This is a genomic window from Marinobacter sp. LV10MA510-1 (assembly GCF_002563885.1).
Classification (GTDB): domain Bacteria; phylum Pseudomonadota; class Gammaproteobacteria; order Pseudomonadales; family Oleiphilaceae; genus Marinobacter.
In genome coordinates, this window is sequence record NZ_PDJA01000001.1 from 3,059,537 (window position 1) to 3,075,688 (window position 16,152).

Sequence of the window (16,152 nt, forward strand, 5' to 3'; positions counted from 1 at the left end):
CAAATTTTTTCGCCGGAAATGGGTGTCTGAGCGCAGCGAGTTCCATTTCCAAGAAAAAACATTACCCGCCACCGCGATCAATCCACCGCGATCAATCCACCGCCACCAAAAGGCTACGCTTTACCGGCAAAAACCTCACACCGCACGAGAATGCCACTCATTAGGCCGCGGCACGAAGAACAGAAACACAAGTCCAAATGCCAGCGCCCCTACCCCTATACCGAACGCTGACGACAGGGTTCCACCGGCATCCAGCCACTGTTTAGTCAACCAGGGGCCGACCATTTGGGTAAATCCATACAAAGCCACCATCGCAGCAGACAGGCGCGGCCCCTGGTGCGGGTGCAGTGCCCGGCCAATGCGCTGGGTCAGCAATACCGTACCCAGGAAAGTAACGCCCACCAGAATCGCACACAGAATCAGCCCCGGCGCACCCGGAACGACCACCGCAGCAAGCACACCCGCTAACTGAATGGCAAAATTGAGTTTCAGCGCCTTAACATCACCCATGCTGGCGCCCAGACGATTCCATATCCAGGGTGCCGCAATGGTGGATAGCGCCACCAGCAACCAGCTGCCGTCCTGCAACCAATGCTCGGGTTGCAACTCTACGTTGGCCAGCAGCGGTAGAAACGTCATCGGCAGAATATAACCCAGGCCAGCGCCGGCGTAAGCCAGAAACAATGGCGTACTGGCTCGGTCGAACAGTCGGGTGCTACGCGCTTCACCACTGTTGTTAGTCGCCACCGGTGAATGCATCGGCACATCCAGCTGCATCAGCTTCCAGGTACCCCAGGCCGCCAGCGGAATGGAAATAATCGCAGCCGGCCACCAGCGTTCCGGGCCTTCCAGCCAACCCGCCGTGCCACTGACCACACCTGCGGACAACAGCAGGCCAAAACCTACGCCGAAATACACCAGCCCGCTCAGGCTGGCGCGGTTACGCAACACCAGCCACTCCAGAATAAGCGCTGGTGCCTGCACAAACACCACACCATTGGCCACGCCGTTAAGCCAGCGAGTCGTGGAAATAGCCGTCAGATCGGTTTCAACCGCCACCAGCAAACTGGTGACAATGTGCACCACCACGGCCAGCGGCAAAATACGGCGAATATGGTCAATGCGGTGCCAGCGGATGGCCAGCACCGCGCCCATCAGATAGCCCATATAATTCCAGGTGGCCACGGCCGCGCCATCTGCGGCGGAAAACAGGCCGTCATTCACCAAATAGGGCAAAAGTGGGGTGTACATAAAGCGCCCAAGGCCGTGCACCACAAGAAGAAGCACTGCACCGGCGGCCAGTGCGGTAAAAAGTTCGCGGGGAGTGGCCGACGACGAGTGAAGCGCGGAAGAGGCCGTTTTTTGAGTCATGTGAGCTACTTGTGATTATAAAAAACGTTGAAGCAGGACTGAATTAATAAGCAGAGCTGTTTGTCTAACGCCGGCGATCTGCCCAGCGGTAGATCTGCTCGAAGCCATCGGCTAGTTGCTGCGGTTTATGGGGCGGCTGAATAAGCGCCACCACTTCGGCCGAGGGGCCGATCAGTGCAAAATGGCCGCTGTGGTCCACCAGTAAATCATCCTCTGTTTCACGCTGCACAAACACCGCTCCCAAACTGGTCGCCAGGGCGCGGGTTATGTCTATATCACCACTGTAACCGTGGAAATTTTCACCAAAGAAGCCAGTATAATTTTTTAGAACTTCAGGCGTGTCGTGTTCTGGGTCGGCACTGATCAGCAGATAACGGGGCTGGGGCAAGGTCGCAGGCAGCAGTTTGTTGGTCTGGCGCAAGGCCGCCATAGCTACCGGACAGATGTCCGGACAGTTGGTGTAGCCTACAAAAGCAAAGGTCCAATGACCGCGGAGATTTTCACGGGTAACGGTCTGGCCGTTTTCATCGGTGAGTTCAAATTCGATCACCGGCCGCGGCTGCTCATACACGTAAATATTGGCGCTGGCCAGGTCTGGTGGCTGTTCGACCGGTGCTGGCTCTGCCAGCCAATACCGCGCTATAGACAAGCCGAACACAGCCACTATCGCCAGTACCAGCAGGATTACCGTTGTGCGAATCTGGCGGGTCATCGGGGCTCCATATCAGGCATCAAATAAAGGCATAATGGTCAACCAGTAACACGACAAACAGTGCCATCAAATAGGTGATGGAATATTTGAAGGTGTCCAGCGCTACGCGCCGATCGTCACCGCGCAGCAAGCGTATCGCATACTGCAAAAAGCGCAAGCCAAGCACAAGGGCGCCGACCAGATAAATCATGCCGGACATTCCAGTCACAAACGGTAGCAGGCTAACCGCAAGAAGAATGAGAGTGTACAGCAGGATGTGCAGTTCCGTGTAGTAATTGCCGTGGGTCACCGGCAGCATGGGGATGCGGGCCTTGGCGTACTCCTCCTTACGATGAATCGCTAATGCCCAGAAATGTGGTGGCGTCCAGGCGAAAATAATCAGCACCAGCAGCAACGCGTGGCCTTCTACCTGCCCGGTTACCGCGGTCCAACCCAGCAGCGGCGGCATGGCGCCGGCTAGCCCGCCAATTACAATATTCTGCGGCGTGGCCCGTTTCAGAAACAGCGTATACACGCCCGCATAACCCACCAGCGACGCTAATGTCAGCCAGGCTGTCAGACTGTTCACCAACAACATCAATATCGCCATACCGCTCAGCGCCAATACGCCTGCGAATAACAGTCCTTCAGCAGCAGAAATCCGCCCTGTGGCTACCGGACGCTTGTGAGTACGCGCCATAACAACGTCCACTTTCTGGTCCACCACGTGGTTAATCACCGCGGCCGCTCCGGCCAGTAACGCAATGCCAGCGTTGCCAAACACCAGAACCTGCAAAGACGGCAGACCGGAAACCGCCAGCAGCATGCCAATGACCGACGTGAGAATCATCATCGCGACGACTTTGGGTTTGGTCAGTTCCAGATAGTCACGCCAGTGCGCAGCAGTATGGTTACCGGCCGAATTGCCCAAAGAGTTGTCGACTGGGTTGCCAATAGCGTTGGCCGGTACCGGCAAGACGTTCGCTTGCTCACTCATGCCGTTATCTCCTGATGCTTTCCTGAATTCATCGAATTGTTTTTAACGCCTGAAAGCTGTGCTGGCAAGCCCTGGGACAACTGACGTTGATGCCAGATCAGCTGAATCACGCTCAGCAACAACAGCGCACCGGTGGCGTTATGGGCCACGGCGACCGCCAGCGGAATGTAGAGAATCACATTAGCCAGGCCCAGCGCAATCTGTGCCAGCAGAACAACCGCTACCACAGCCACTGACTGGCCTAGGCCATTGCGCCGGCGCCGGGCCCACAGCAGCGCCAGTAGCACGCTGAAATAAACCAGCACAACAGCGGCACCCAGGCGATGGCTGACATGAATAGCCACCCGGCCATCAGCGTTAAGCTGGCCTCCCAGATAATTGGGCCCAACGTGCTGGGTTATGTCAAAGCCGTGGGCAAAATCCATTCCCTGCGGCCACCACTGGCCACCGCAGGTGGGTAAATCAGTACAGGCCACGGCGGCGTAGTTGGCGGCAGTCCAAGCACCCAAGGCAATCTGCATAACCACCAGCAGCAACCCGCCATAAAGCCAGCGGCGAAGCCCCGAGCCCGAACAGGCAGACTTCAACACGGCCGTTTGCGCCGACCCGCCCCGCACGCGGCTGCGTAGCCTTAACACCAACAACGCTAGCAAACTCAGGGTGGTAAAGCCTCCTAGCAAATGCAAAGCCACCACCTGGGGCCATAATTTCAGGGTAACGGTCCACATGCCAAATGCACCTTGCAGCACAATAAAACCGGCTATAAACAGGGGCAGCTTTACCGGGACATTCCGTTTGCGCTGGCGTACGGCGTAAGCCGCCAGTCCGAACACCAGAAGGCCCAGCATGCCGGCAGCATAGCGGTGAATCATTTCGGGCCATCCTTTGGCAACATCCACCGGAGTTTCCGGAAAGCGCACATTGGCGATGGCAATGCTGGTTTCGCTTTGCGGCACCGTCAGAAAACCGTAGCAACCGGGCCAGTCCGGGCACCCCAGGCCGGCGTGTACCAGCCGGGTCCAGGCGCCGAGCATGATCACCCCCACGGCCAGCCCAACGGCCAGCACGGCCAAGCGCAACATCAAACGAGGTACCGTTATGGATTCGGTATTGCTGGCGTAATTCTTCGTCATCATCACCCGCCTTAGCCGATTCGCGAAATTTTCAGCAGATGTTTCAGGTCATCCAGCACATCACCCCCCGGTACACTTGCCGGGTAGCGCATCATAATATTACCTAAAGGATCGACCAGCAGCAGTTGTGGCGCTTCCGACGGCTCCACGCCCGGTGGCCATACAGGAGTTTGTGCCGGCAACAGCGTAAACCGCTCCATACGCTCAAAGTCTGCCGGCCAGCGTTGAACCAAAGCGGGTGGCAGGCTTGTCAAGGCGGCGCCACGGCTGACCCGTGTAGCGTATTTACCGAGCGCAATGTTAGTTTGGCGGGTGGTGTACAGCAGTTGCTGACAAACCTCGGTGCAGCTGTCTGCCACCACCAGCAACAACCACGTGGCGCTGGTTTGTGTGGGGCCAAAACGGGCTGCCAACGGCGTGCCTTCCACGGTTTGCAACTGCAAATCGCTTAGCGGAACAAGGGGAGTCACCAGCGCACCATTGTTAGTATGCTCAGCCGGATTGAGCCAGCCGCCATAGAACATCGCACTGGCCAGAATAATCGGGCCAAAACCCACCGCCATGAGCAGCAGGGCCATGCGCCGCCCTTTGCGTATCTGCTGCGGGCTCATGGGCTTGGGCGAAGCTGTTTGCGAATTCTGTTGGGCCACCGTTGTTGTCATTATTGGCTCCTGAACGGGTCACGGCTGTTGTAGGACGACTATTAAGTAGAACTGCGAAAAATTACTACAGGATTGCTGTATCGCTAATCTGCAGCTTTACGGTAACTGGCCACTACCGTCAATACAGTCAGCATTAGCGCCAACGCAAACCACTGGGTGGCGTAACCGTAGTGGGTTGCGGCGGCCATTCGGTCTGGCGCCCAGTCGGCCCGCAATGCGCCCGGCTGGCTCTGGTCAGCCAGGCGCAAAATCAACCCGGGCAATTCCGGCACCACGTCTTGCGCCACCTCCGGAGGCAGGCTTTGCACTCGCCTTGGCCAACCACTGCCTGCCTGAACGGCCGCCAGCAACGGTGGTTGGGGAAAGTCTGCCAGGCGTCCAGAAATTTCTACCCGTTCTTGTGTTACTAAGGTTTCCGGCAACTGCTGACGGGTACGCGGTGCAATCACCCAGCCGCGATTGACCACCAGCGCCGGCCCCTGGACTGGATAAAACACCGTTAACACCTCGTATCCAGCCATGCCATCGCGGGTGCGATTGTCCAGCAGCCAAGTGGTATCGCCGTATGACCCGTTAAGCTTCACGGGTCGACCTGCATCCAGGCCCTGCTCTACCAGCTGCGGCCAGGCCAGTTCAGACGTCTGCTGGTCCCACTGGCCCTGCTGTTGCTGTTTGAACTCGGCACGCTGCAGCTGCCACACTCCCAAACCCAGTAACAGCGGCAAAAACAAACCGCTGAACAGCATAAGACGCCAATCCCAGTGCCAGTAACGCCGTGGACCCTGCAAATCACCCATGCTTTGCTATAGTGAACAGACCAGCTAAACGAACGGACCTGTACATGTTAAAAACACTCATTGTTACCCTATTACTGGCGGTGATCGTTAGCCTGTTCAGCGGCCTGTTTTTTCTGATCCGCGACGGGGGAAAAACCAATCGCGTCATTAACTCTCTAGCGCTGCGCGTTGCCCTGAGCGTGCTGTTGCTGCTGGTCATTCTGCTGTCGCTCTGGCAAGGCGGCCTGACGCTAAATCCCACGCCCTGACTGCAGCCCCGCCCGCAGCACTATAGCCACTGATGAGCGATGTCAGATCACGTACACAAAGACAAACAACACCATCCACACCACGTCGACAAAATGCCAGTACCAGGCCGCCGCTTCGAACCCGAAGTGGTTGTCGGCGCTGAAATGACCTTTGATGATGCGTATTAACATTACAATCAGCATGATGGTGCCCAAAATCACGTGGGCGCCGTGGAACCCGGTCAGCATGAAGAAGGTGCTGCCATAAATCCCGGACTGCAGAGTCAGGTTCAGGTCCTGATAGGCGTGCATGTATTCTTCGGCCTGCAAACCCACAAATACCAGCGCCAGAATAATAGTGGCACCCAACCACAGCTTCAGTTTTTTACGGCTACCGGCCTTTAACGCATGATGGGCAACGGTAATGGTGAATGACGAACTCACCAATAATATGGTGTTTATCAACGGCAAGCCCCAGGGCCCTATGACGCCCTTGGGCGCTGGGTACAAACTGGGGTCAGGCGTGTTAATCAGCGGCCAGGTCGCCTGAAACCCTTCCCATAACATATTCGAGCTACCGCGATCGCCCTCGCCCCCCAACCAGGGAACGGCAAACACACGAGCGTAAAACAACGCGCCAAAAAACGCCGCAAAAAACATGATTTCAGAAAAAATGAACCAGCTCATGCCCCAGCGGAAAGACCGGTCCATTTGCGGGCTGTAAAGGCCAGCACGGCTTTCACGTACCACGCTGCCAAACCAGCCGAAAATCATATAGGCCATCAGTGACAGGCCCACCGCAAAGATTATCCACCCGCTGCTGGTGCTGGCACCCTGACCGCCATCGACCATAATGGTCGCCGCACCGAACAGCGTCGTACCCAATCCAAAAGTAGCAATAATCGGCCACTTGCTTTGTTCCGGTACGTAATACTCCTGGTGTTCCGACATGATTAATGCACCTCCGGTGGTGTGGAGAAGGTGTGGTAGGGCGCAGGTGAAGGCACCGTCCATTCCAGGCCCTCCGCGCCGTCCCAGGGCTTGGCCGCCGCTGGCTCACCGTTGCCGCGGGCGCATTTTACTACAATGAACAGGAACAGAAGCTGGGTAGCCCCGAACAGGAATGCACCTATGCTTGACACCATGTTGAAATCGGCAAATTGCAGGGCGTAATCCGGAATTCGCCGCGGCATACCCGCCAGCCCCAAAAAGTGCATGGGGAAAAACGCCAGGTTCATACCCACGAACGACAACCAGAAATGGGTCTTGGCCAGGGTTTCGTCATACATGTAGCCGGTCCACTTGGGCAGCCAGAAGTACGCAGAAGCAAAGATGCCAAAGATTGCGCCGGGAACCAGCACGTAGTGGAAATGCGCCACCACAAAGTAGGTGTCGTGGTATTGGAAATCGGCCGGAGCAATGGCCAGCATCAGCCCGGAAAACCCGCCCACACTGAACAGAATAATGAACGCGATGGCAAACAGCATGGGTGCCTCAAACGTCAGCGAACCGCGGAACATGGTCGCTACCCAATTAAACACCTTAACCCCGGTGGGTACCGCAATCAGCAAAGTGGCATACATAAAGAACAGCTGGCCGGCGACGGGAATACCCACCGTAAACATGTGGTGGGCCCATACCAGGAACGACAGCAGTGCAATGGCGCACGTCGCGTACACCATAGAGGCATGGCCAAACAGCGGTTTACGGGAAAACGCCGGAACTATGTGAGAAATAGCGCCGAACGCCGGCAAAATCATGATGTACACCTCGGGGTGCCCGAAGAACCAGAATATATGCTGGAACAGCACCGGATCGCCGCCACCGGAGGCGTCAAAGAAGCTGGTACCGAAGTTGATGTCCATCAGCATCATGGTCAACACGCCTGCCAGCACCGGCATAACCGCCAGCAAAAGAAACGCGGTAATCAGCCAGGTCCATACAAACAGGGGCATTTTCATCAGGGTCATGCCCGGCGCACGCATGTTCAGAATGGTGGCAATCACGTTGATGGCGCCCATAATCGACGACGCACCGGCAATGTGCAGGGCAAAGATAAAGTAAGTGGTGCTGGGCGGACCGTAAGTGGTCGACAGCGGCGCGTAAAAGGTCCAGCCGAAGTTGGGGCCGCCGCCGTCCATAAACAGAGTGGATAACAGAATCAGGAAGGCGCAGGGCAGCAACCAAAAGCTCCAGTTGTTCATCCGCGGCAGGGCCATGTCCGGTGCGCCGATCATCAGCGGTAACATCCAGTTAGCCAGGCCCACAAAGGCCGGCATCACCGCACCAAACACCATAATGAGGCCGTGCATGGTGGTCATCTGGTTGAAAAATTCCGGCTGTACGATTTGTAGCCCGGGCTGGAACAGTTCGGCGCGGATGCCCATGGCCATGGTGCCGCCCAACAGGAACATAGCAAAACTGAACATCAGGTACATGGACCCGATATCTTTGTGGTTGGTCGTGAACAGCCAACGAGTCCAACCCTTGGCTGGGCCGTGATGATCGTGGTTCTGCCCTAAAGAATGCTCTGAGGTGTGAGCGTCTGCAACCGTACTCATAATATCTCCCGTAACCGCCGTTTTATTCTTGTAGTGATCTGGGTTGGCAGCATGTCGCCGCCAACGGGTCACTGTTGTTGCTGGTTTTTGTAATCAAAAATGTCCTTGGGCGTAACCATATCGCCCACGTTATTACCCCAGGCGTTACGCTCGTAGGTGATGATCGCCGCAATATCGACTTCGCTAAGCTGCTCGCCAAAGGCTTGCATGGCGGTACCGCGCCTGCCGTTAACTACAATATCGATATGGCCAGCCATGTCCCCAACGGCGATGGCACTGCCACGCAGCGCAGGGAACGACGGCGGCAAGCCGCTGCCGTCGGCCTGGTGGCAGGCAGCACAGGTACTTTGATAGCTTTGCTCGCCGCGCTCCATCAGCTCCGCCATGGTCCATTCTTTCTGGCTCAGCTCTTTTTCCTTCTCGGCCGCAGCGCGTTGCTCGCCAATCCAGGTCTGGTATTCGGCTTGCGGCACCGCTTCCACCACAATGGGCATAAAGCCATGGCCTCTACCGCACAGCTCGGTGCACTGGCCGCGATAAGTGCCCGGCGTATCCACCCGAATCCAGGCTTCGTTAATAAATCCGGGAATCGCGTCTTTTTTCAGGCCAAATTCAGGCACCCACCAGGAGTGGATTACATCGTTTGCAGTCAGCAGTAACCGCACCTTTTGGCCCACCGGCACTACCAACGGGTTGTCAACTTCCAGTAGGTAGTTCTCGCCCTTGGCCTGGCGGTTGTTGATCTGGTCGCGGGGGGTGCTCAGGTTAGAGAAAAAGCCGACCTCTTCGTCCAGATAATCGTACTTCCATCGCCACTGATAACCGGTGATTTTGATGTCCACATCGGCTTCGGTGGTGTCATACATATCAATCAGCGTAGCGGTGGCCGGAATCGCCATAGCCACAAGAATAACCAAAGGAATGATGGTCCAGAGCACTTCCACCGTGGTGTTCTCGTGGAAGTTCGCGGGTTTGTGACCGCGAGACTTACGATGGGCGAAGATCGACCAGAACATGACGCCGAACACCACAACACCGATAACAACACAGATCCACAAAATGGTCATGTGCAAGCCGTAAATGTCGTTGCTACTCTGGGTAACACCGGGGCTCATGTTCATAGTCCAGTCCGCCATGGACATCACCGGGAACAGAGCCAAGCCGCATAGGGCCAAAGCCCGTTTTGCGCGCACACGCATATTGCGTCTCCACATGGATTATGATTGTCGGGTGAAAGACTGCTTTCGAATATCTCAAATACCAGTATAGACACGTATAACGAAAAAGCTAGCAAACAGCTGAAATTCAACAATGTTATGATTCCAGCGCTTTACCGCCGTGACTATTCTGGATAGCCGTTTATGAAGCCCTTGCACCGTTTAACCCGCCTGGATCGCCGATTGTGGGCGTTGGCGTGGCCGTTGATGCTCACCAACCTGACTGTCCCGATGCTTGGCCTGGTAGACACCGCTGTGCTGGGGCACCTGCCGGATCCGCAATATCTTGGCGCCGTGGCTGTAGGCGCCAACCTGTTCAGCATTCTGTACTGGACCTTCGGCTTTATGCGCATGGGCACCACCGGTTTGGCGGCTCAAGCCTGGGGCAAACGTGACGAGCACGAGCAGGTGGCACTGCTGGTGCGCTCGCTGTTGCTGGCGGTGGCCATCGGTCTGTTGCTGATTACTTTTCAACAGCCATTGATACACACAGGCCTGGCGCTGATGAACCCCAGCGCCGGCGTGCTGGAACTGGCCTCCGAATACGCCGCCATACGCATCTGGAGCGCGCCGGCGGTGCTGTGCCAGTACACCTTGGTGGGCTGGCTGATTGGCACCCAGTATTCCCGCGGCCCAATGATCATGCTGGTGGTGGCCAACGGCGTGAATCTGGTGCTAGACGTGCTGTTTGTGACCGGGTTCGGCTGGAACAGCCGCGGTGTGGCCATGGCTACGGTGATCGCGGAATACGGTGCGGCGCTGATTGGTTTGGCGATCGTGTTACGGCGCATGCCAGAAGGCCAGCGCATGACCCGCGCGCTGATCGGCACCCTTGCAGACTACCGGCGCATACTTCAGGTAAACCGTTTTATTATGGTTCGCACCATCGCCTTGCTGCTGGCGTTTGCCTTTTTTACCGCTCAAGGCGCGCGCCAGGGCGACGCTATTCTGGCCGCCAACGCGGTACTGTTTACTTTTCTGCTGGTTATTTCCAACGCTCTGGATGGCTTTGCAAACGCCGCTGAAGCTCTGATCGGCGAGGCCGTCGGCCGTGACAACCGGCGCCAGTTCAAGCGGGTATTCGACACCGCCCTGCGCTGGTCGATTTGGGGTGCCTTACTCCTGACAGCGCTTTTTGTGCTGGGCGGGCAGGCGTTGATCGGATTATTAACCAACATCGAATCCGTGCAAATTAACGCCTGGCAGTATCTGCCCTGGGTGTGGCTGCTGCCTTTCACCGCGGTGTGGGGGTTTCTGTTTGACGGCGTTTTCATTGGTGCCACCCAAACCCGAGCCATGCAGAACACCATGCTGTTTGCCGCCCTGGGCGTGTATTTGCCGGTGTGGTGGCTGACCACCGGCTGGGGAAATCACGGGTTGTGGTTTGCGATGATCAGCCTGATGCTGGCACGAGCTTTGAGTATGGGATTGGTATACCTGCATTTTAATCGTCAGGGGCGCTGGTTTCGTAGTAATGAAGGCCCATAACCGCAGCCCGCAGCCAGATTAAATTGTTGACGCCCTGGCCGGCAAGGCTGAAATAGTCGTCTACACTTTATTAACATCACAGGCTTCACCCTGCGCCTAACCAGGCCATTTGCCTGCACAACCCATATACCCGTGACATGAACGGGAGGCGCCTTGCGATCCTTTTACGTATCGACACCGGCAACCGTGCACATGACTCCGAAAGCAGTTCTGGACATCATTGACACTGCAAGGTGCAGGGAAGCCCGCTCAGGCGCTTTTTTGCGCCACCTGCAGCTACGTGCCCAGGCGCTGCCAATGTGCATCAGCTTTAACAGTCGAGCACCGGCTAGCTGCCTGTTTCAGTTTTCGGTGGAATACATCGAAACGGCCCCGCGGCTGATTCACGCGGTTGACACCTGTGCCCGCGACGCCGGCCACGAAGGTCTATTCACGCCCTTTCTAGACGCCGCCATCCGTTTTTTTACCAACCCGTCGGTGCTTCTTAGTCGCTATATAGGCCTTGACGGGCTTCTAATCAGCGCCTATCTGTGCCACCGCCTGATGGAAGACATGTACGACAACAACCACAGCTTCCGCCGCAGCCAACTGGTGGATCTGGAGGCCACACGGGCCAACCTGCTGGTACACGAACTCATTGGTGAGCCGTTCGCCAATGAGTTGGACGATGCCGTAGCCATCACCGTGCGGCAGATTGCGGGCAGCCCGGACTACTATGATCTTAACCTGGACCCGTTTGTGGCACAGGCCAACAACGCGGCCTGGGACTCAATGCGACAGTATTGGGAAAACCTGCTAGTGCGTAATCACATTCGCTTTACTCTAGGCAATCGTCGCCGGCGCTAGCCTCTGCTACCTTTAGCATTTGTTATATGACATTCACTAGCTTGCGCCTGACGCCGAAGCGGTTAAGCTGTGCGCTGTTTTTTACCTGCCTCGGGACCAAAACCATGCTTGCCAATACCGATCTTGGAAAACTGATTATCCGCCTCACTCTGGGCGGTCTGCTGCTGTTTCACGGCATCGATAAACTGATGAATGGCGTGGGCTTTATTGAAGCCCAGTTAGTCAGCCATAACCTGCCGGCGTTTCTGGCCTGGGGCGTGATTATTGGTGAAGTCCTGGCCCCGTTGATGATTATTCTGGGTTTTCACACCCGCATAGGCGCCCTGTTGATTGTCGCAAACATGTTGGTGGCCCTGGCCTTGGTGCACAGCCATCAGTTAATGACCCTCAGTGGCAATGGCGGGTTGCAGCTAGAACTGCAGTTTTTCTTTCTGATGAGTGCGGTGGCGGTTTTTTTCTTCGGCTCCGGCCGTTATACCGTCCGCAACTGAGTGCCAAAGAGAAATTCCGTATCTGCTGAAGCTTCACTGAAATCCGACCGCTATTGCCACTTTAAAGGTAAAGGCTGGTGAGCTTGTCGATATGGAAGCAACTCGTGCTAGTCTGCTGGTATACAAGTTCATGGGCGAACCTGGCCGTACCTGACCCCGCCCGGCCCTGCAGGTTCTGCTCCATCGAAAGATTCTGCCCAACCGAAAAGTTCATAGCCAAAATGAAAAATCAAACCGTTTTGCTGCTAGCCTGTTGTCTTTTGCCGGCTTCTTTACTGGCAGATGAGTTGACGGTCAGGGTTCAGCTTGCTGACGGCACTGGTCCGGTCGCTGGCGCTGTGGTGTATATGAATGACGGCAGCAAGCCATCTCCTGTGCGGTCAGCAGTGTCTCAGAGAGACCGAATGTTTCATCCCCACGTGTTGATTCTGCCTGTAGGTTCTAGCGTGGACTTCCCCAATCGAGACAACACCCAGCATCACGTCTATTCTTTTTCGCCGGCAAAAACCTTTAATCTTGAGCTTTATGCTAATAGGCTCGAAGCGCCGGTTGTGTTTGATCAGCCCGGAATTGTAGAGCTTGGCTGTAATATTCACGACCATATGCAGGCTTTTATTGTCGTGGCTAACACTCGTGCAATAGGCCAAACCAATGAGCAGGGCGAGGTAACGATCGCGCTGGACTTTGGCGACGCTCAGGTACCCGGCTCGCTGAACCTGAATATCTGGCACCCACGCCTGCCAGACAATACCAAGCCGGTGGTTCGGGAAATTACGGCCGCCAGCCTGACCAACGCCGGTATCGAAACCGTCAGCATTGTGCTTACGCCCGAGCCAAGTCTCGAAGGCCCGATGAATAATCTTCAAAAGCGATTTCAGAACCTTTGATGGGCGGACTGACTAGCCGCATAGGATTTCGCGGTCGCCTGGTTACGGCCATGGTTGCTCTGGTAAGCCTGCTGATCGGTGCGCTGATGATGGTGTACCTGTTTGAAGACGAAAACCGCCGCGCCCTGGAACAGCTCACAATCGCCGAGCGCCTTACCACCGAGGTGCTTGAACGCCGCACTGATCTTGAGCTTTCCCGTCTGAATGTCGTTGTCCGTGACTTTGGTTTTCGCTCTGCGATTGCCAGCGGCGATCCGGCAACTCTAAACAGCGCTCTTGAAAACCACAGCGGGCGCGTAGACGCGGATTTTGCATTGCTGCTGGACAGCCAAGGACAGCTGCTGGCCTCTACGCTGACCCAAAAGGCGCCCGACATCAACGAAATGCAACTGGCTACGGCGCGTAAAAGCGGTGTTGCCCGTTCACTGCTGACTATTGATCAGCGTGGCTATGAGATGCTGGTCATTCCCATAGAAGCGCCTGGGTTAAGAGCCTGGCTGGTTGCCGGTTTCGAACTGGATCAGGAACTGGCAAACATCATCACCCGGCTAAGTGGCAGTTCGGTTATTTTCCGAGCGAGTCCGAACGGCCCTGGCGGTTTCATCAACTTTGCTACGTCCTCCGATATCGACAGTACCGAAGACCCCGCACTAAACGGAACTGAGAGTAACCAGAACTTTATCAAAAGCGATCGCTACTTCACCCGCATACTGGATCTGGGAGGTTTCGGGCAAATTTCATTCGAAGCGGTTCTTCTGACCAGCCGGGAAGCGAGCCGGCAAAACTACTACAGCCGAGCCTTGGAAATAGCCCTGCTGGTCACTGTCATCATGGCACTGGCGATATTACTGGCACTCCTTACCGCCAGGCATCTCGGCCGGCCAGTGTTACAACTTGCCGATTATGCCCGGGCAGTGGGCCACGGAGACAACCCTCCGGCTCCTGATATCCGCACTGGCGGCGAGCTGAGGCAGCTCAGGGATACGCTTCGTGACACCTTGGCCCGACTTATCCGGCGCGAAGGAGAAATCCGCAATGCCGCAACCCATGACGAAGTCACCGGGCTAGGCAACCGCAACGCTTTGATGCAATCAGCCAAAGATAGCTTTGACGCCGGTAAACCCTGCAGCCTGATCGGCCTGCGCGTGAGCGACCTATCGGACATCAACGATACACTCGGTTTGGCATTCGGCGACAAAGTCCTGCTTGGCCTCTCACAACGGCTGCGTGATGAACTTCCCGATGCCGGCATAATTGCTCGCACGGGGGGCGGAGAATTCCTGACATTGATTCCACAGCTCGGCCCGGAAGCACTGGCTCTGCGAGCGCAAGCTCTGCATGACACCGTAGTAGCGCCGCGGAATATTGAAAATACCCCGTTTTCCCTGCGCACTCATCTGATAACACTGCAATTGCCCGCAGACGCCAGCAATAACAGCGAGCTGAGAAGGCGCGTAAACCTGACCTTCGAACACGCCTTCCGGCAGGGCGTTGCGGTCACACGGTACGAGCGTGGGCGGGATGAAGACCATCTACGTGAGCTGAAACTGGTTTCTGACCTGCACAGTGCCGTTCGCAACAATGGCCTGCACATGAACTACCAACCCAAACTGGACAATAGCACCGGGCAGCTACTTCAGGTGGAGGCCCTGGTGCGCTGGATACACCCGGAGTTGGGCTTTATATCACCGGAAGAAGCCATGGCGACACTGAATCGCCTGCGTAACCTAGGCGTAACTCTTTCCATTGACGACTTTGGCACCGGCTATTCCTCGCTATCACAGCTGCGCAAGCTACCCGTTCAGGAACTGAAGATAGACAAATCTTTCGTTCTGAAGTTGAACGCCGAACCTCAGGATCCGTTGATTGTAAAATCCACTATCGATATGGCCCACGGGCTTGGACTAAAAGTAGTTGCCGAGGGTATCGAGAATCTGGAAACCTGGAAATTGCTGCAGGCCTGGGGCTGCGATGTCGGCCAGGGGTTTTATCTGAGCCGTCCGGTTTCTGCGGATAAGCTTGCGCAGACGGTTGCGGCCCTGGCAGAACGCCAGCAGGAACTAAGTGGAATTACGCCGGAGCATTCGCCATGACACGTTTTTCCAGCAAACCGGGTGTTGTGGTATTCCCGCTCTTGCTGACCCTGGGGATTATTGCAACGACCCCGGTCTCTGCGGATGTTGGCAGTCGCCTCTGGGCAACCGGCGGCGTCACTGCTATAGAAGGCAGCGCCGGCGGCGGGTTAGTGCCTTGGGCTTTGCTTGGAAGCTACGCAAGTGATGAAGAATGGGGTGGAACTGTGGCCATAAGTCGGGCCGAGGTGGATGACTACACGCTCGCGGTTGTGGGTGCCGGTTTGAACTGGAACAATCGGATCGAAGTTACATTTGCTCGGCAGACCCTGGATCTGGGCAGCCTGAAACAGGATGAACTCAATCAGGATATTTTCGGGGTGAAAGTACGGCTGATGGGAGACGCTCTCTACAGCCCTTGGGGCCAGTGGTCTGCCGGCGTACAACATAAACGGCAGCGAGATTTCACGGTGCCGGAAGCCATCGGTGCACGGGACGACAGCGGCGGCGACCTCAATAATAGCTATGAGTTTATGGCCGAAGCCGGATAACCTGAGCTTTGCCCGCGAAGACGACTGGTGGGACCTGTTTATTGCCTGGGTACCGGACCGTAGACTGGCCGTAACGGCAGCGTTCGTTAATCTGGATGATGTCGCAACCCTAAAAGACCAGCAGGGTGTTTATCTGTCTCTGCAGGGGGGTTTCTGATCAT

The 16,152-nt window shown here is 56.2% G+C and carries 15 protein-coding genes and 1 pseudogene; 7 read left to right on the plus strand and 9 right to left on the minus strand.

Features of this window, described 5'->3' with window-relative positions; translation table 11 throughout:
- Positions 1 to 135: 135 nt before the first annotated feature.
- The 6 genes from ATI45_RS14650 to ATI45_RS14675 form a co-directional block, all read right to left on the minus strand.
- Entirely contained in the window at positions 136 to 1,371 is a 1,236-nt protein-coding gene (locus ATI45_RS14650) for a YbfB/YjiJ family MFS transporter (RefSeq protein WP_098420270.1), read from the minus strand.
- 64 nt (positions 1,372 to 1,435) lie between these two features.
- Positions 1,436 to 2,083 (minus strand): SCO family protein, encoded by a 648-nt coding sequence (locus tag ATI45_RS14655; RefSeq protein WP_098420271.1) that lies wholly within the window; start codon positions 2,081 to 2,083, stop codon positions 1,436 to 1,438.
- A 19-nt stretch (positions 2,084 to 2,102) separates the two neighbouring features.
- Complete coding sequence (gene cyoE, locus ATI45_RS14660; RefSeq protein WP_179888415.1) at positions 2,103 to 3,059, minus strand: heme o synthase; 957 nt, start codon at positions 3,057 to 3,059, stop codon at positions 2,103 to 2,105.
- Positions 3,056 to 4,192 carry a COX15/CtaA family protein gene (locus ATI45_RS14665; RefSeq protein WP_098420273.1) on the minus strand — a complete coding sequence of 379 codons (1,137 nt, stop codon included), beginning with the start codon at positions 4,190 to 4,192 and terminating at the stop codon, positions 3,056 to 3,058. Before ATI45_RS14665 ends, cyoE begins: the two co-directional genes overlap by 4 nt.
- Positions 4,193 to 4,203: 11 nt before the next feature.
- Positions 4,204 to 4,854, minus strand: coding sequence for a hypothetical protein (locus ATI45_RS14670; protein ID WP_098420274.1), 651 nt, complete (start codon positions 4,852 to 4,854; stop codon positions 4,204 to 4,206).
- An 83-nt stretch (positions 4,855 to 4,937) separates the two neighbouring features.
- Positions 4,938 to 5,651, minus strand: coding sequence for an SURF1 family protein (locus ATI45_RS14675; RefSeq protein WP_323807653.1), 714 nt, complete (start codon positions 5,649 to 5,651; stop codon positions 4,938 to 4,940).
- Between the two features lie 44 nt (positions 5,652 to 5,695).
- Between ATI45_RS14675 and ATI45_RS14680 the strand changes: the two genes are divergently transcribed.
- The gene (locus ATI45_RS14680; RefSeq protein WP_014869383.1) at positions 5,696 to 5,899 is read left to right on the plus strand and encodes a twin transmembrane helix small protein; all 204 of its coding nucleotides are present in this window, start codon (positions 5,696 to 5,698) and stop codon (positions 5,897 to 5,899) included.
- A gap of 42 nt (positions 5,900 to 5,941) precedes the next feature.
- Here ATI45_RS14680 and ATI45_RS14685 read toward each other — a convergent pair whose 3' ends face one another.
- The 3 genes from ATI45_RS14685 to coxB all read right to left on the minus strand — a co-directional run bounded on the left by ATI45_RS14685 (position 5,942) and on the right by coxB (position 9,638).
- Entirely contained in the window at positions 5,942 to 6,829 is an 888-nt protein-coding gene (locus ATI45_RS14685; protein ID WP_098420278.1) for a cytochrome c oxidase subunit 3, read from the minus strand.
- A 2-nt stretch (positions 6,830 to 6,831) separates the two neighbouring features.
- Positions 6,832 to 8,439 carry a cytochrome c oxidase subunit I gene (ctaD, locus tag ATI45_RS14690; protein WP_098420279.1) on the minus strand — a complete coding sequence of 536 codons (1,608 nt, stop codon included), beginning with the start codon at positions 8,437 to 8,439 and terminating at the stop codon, positions 6,832 to 6,834.
- Between the two features lie 68 nt (positions 8,440 to 8,507).
- The gene (gene coxB / locus ATI45_RS14695) at positions 8,508 to 9,638 is read right to left on the minus strand and encodes a cytochrome c oxidase subunit II (RefSeq protein ID WP_098420281.1); all 1,131 of its coding nucleotides are present in this window, start codon (positions 9,636 to 9,638) and stop codon (positions 8,508 to 8,510) included.
- Positions 9,639 to 9,800: 162 nt separating this feature from the next.
- On the opposite strand from coxB, the gene ATI45_RS14700 reads away from it, so the two are divergent.
- The 6 genes and pseudogenes from ATI45_RS14700 to ATI45_RS14725 all read left to right on the plus strand — a co-directional run bounded on the left by ATI45_RS14700 (position 9,801) and on the right by ATI45_RS14725 (position 16,148).
- On the plus strand, positions 9,801 to 11,144 hold the full coding sequence (locus ATI45_RS14700; protein WP_098420282.1) for an MATE family efflux transporter: 1,344 nt from the start codon (positions 9,801 to 9,803) through the stop codon (positions 11,142 to 11,144).
- 192 nt (positions 11,145 to 11,336) lie between these two features.
- Positions 11,337 to 11,990 carry a hypothetical protein gene (locus tag ATI45_RS14705; protein WP_098420284.1) on the plus strand — a complete coding sequence of 218 codons (654 nt, stop codon included), beginning with the start codon at positions 11,337 to 11,339 and terminating at the stop codon, positions 11,988 to 11,990.
- A 104-nt stretch (positions 11,991 to 12,094) separates the two neighbouring features.
- Complete coding sequence (locus ATI45_RS14710) at positions 12,095 to 12,481, plus strand: DoxX family protein (protein WP_098421774.1); 387 nt, start codon at positions 12,095 to 12,097, stop codon at positions 12,479 to 12,481.
- Positions 12,482 to 12,702: 221 nt separating this feature from the next.
- The gene (locus tag ATI45_RS14715) at positions 12,703 to 13,368 is read left to right on the plus strand and encodes a methylamine utilization protein (protein WP_098420286.1); all 666 of its coding nucleotides are present in this window, start codon (positions 12,703 to 12,705) and stop codon (positions 13,366 to 13,368) included.
- Positions 13,368 to 15,461, plus strand: coding sequence for an EAL domain-containing protein (locus ATI45_RS14720; RefSeq protein WP_098420288.1), 2,094 nt, complete (start codon positions 13,368 to 13,370; stop codon positions 15,459 to 15,461). Before ATI45_RS14715 ends, ATI45_RS14720 begins: the two co-directional genes overlap by 1 nt.
- Positions 15,458 to 16,148: pseudogene (locus ATI45_RS14725) on the plus strand (DUF3034 family protein). The gene ATI45_RS14720 and the pseudogene ATI45_RS14725 overlap by 4 nt, the downstream one beginning before the upstream one ends.
- Positions 16,149 to 16,152 lie beyond the last annotated feature (4 nt).

Bases quoted from the DNA above. Each gene is read 5' to 3' on its own strand.
- ATI45_RS14650 (WP_098420270.1), bottom strand. From the start codon at position 1,371: ATGACTCAAAAAACGGCCTCTTCCGCGCTTCACTCGTCGTCGGCCACT.
- ATI45_RS14655 (WP_098420271.1), bottom strand. From the start codon at position 2,083: ATGACCCGCCAGATTCGCACAACGGTAATCCTGCTGGTACTGGCGATA.
- cyoE (WP_179888415.1), bottom strand. From the start codon at position 3,059: ATGAGTGAGCAAGCGAACGTCTTGCCGGTACCGGCCAACGCTATTGGC.
- ATI45_RS14665 (WP_098420273.1), bottom strand. From the start codon at position 4,192: ATGACGAAGAATTACGCCAGCAATACCGAATCCATAACGGTACCTCGT.
- ATI45_RS14670 (WP_098420274.1), bottom strand. From the start codon at position 4,854: ATGACAACAACGGTGGCCCAACAGAATTCGCAAACAGCTTCGCCCAAG.
- ATI45_RS14675 (WP_323807653.1), bottom strand. From the start codon at position 5,651: ATGGGTGATTTGCAGGGTCCACGGCGTTACTGGCACTGGGATTGGCGT.
- ATI45_RS14680 (WP_014869383.1), top strand. From the start codon at position 5,696: ATGTTAAAAACACTCATTGTTACCCTATTACTGGCGGTGATCGTTAGC.
- ATI45_RS14685 (WP_098420278.1), bottom strand. From the start codon at position 6,829: ATGTCGGAACACCAGGAGTATTACGTACCGGAACAAAGCAAGTGGCCG.
- ctaD (WP_098420279.1), bottom strand. From the start codon at position 8,439: ATGAGTACGGTTGCAGACGCTCACACCTCAGAGCATTCTTTAGGGCAG.
- coxB (WP_098420281.1), bottom strand. From the start codon at position 9,638: ATGCGTGTGCGCGCAAAACGGGCTTTGGCCCTATGCGGCTTGGCTCTG.
- ATI45_RS14700 (WP_098420282.1), top strand. From the start codon at position 9,801: ATGAAGCCCTTGCACCGTTTAACCCGCCTGGATCGCCGATTGTGGGCG.
- ATI45_RS14705 (WP_098420284.1), top strand. From the start codon at position 11,337: ATGACTCCGAAAGCAGTTCTGGACATCATTGACACTGCAAGGTGCAGG.
- ATI45_RS14710 (WP_098421774.1), top strand. From the start codon at position 12,095: ATGCTTGCCAATACCGATCTTGGAAAACTGATTATCCGCCTCACTCTG.
- ATI45_RS14715 (WP_098420286.1), top strand. From the start codon at position 12,703: ATGAAAAATCAAACCGTTTTGCTGCTAGCCTGTTGTCTTTTGCCGGCT.
- ATI45_RS14720 (WP_098420288.1), top strand. From the start codon at position 13,368: ATGGGCGGACTGACTAGCCGCATAGGATTTCGCGGTCGCCTGGTTACG.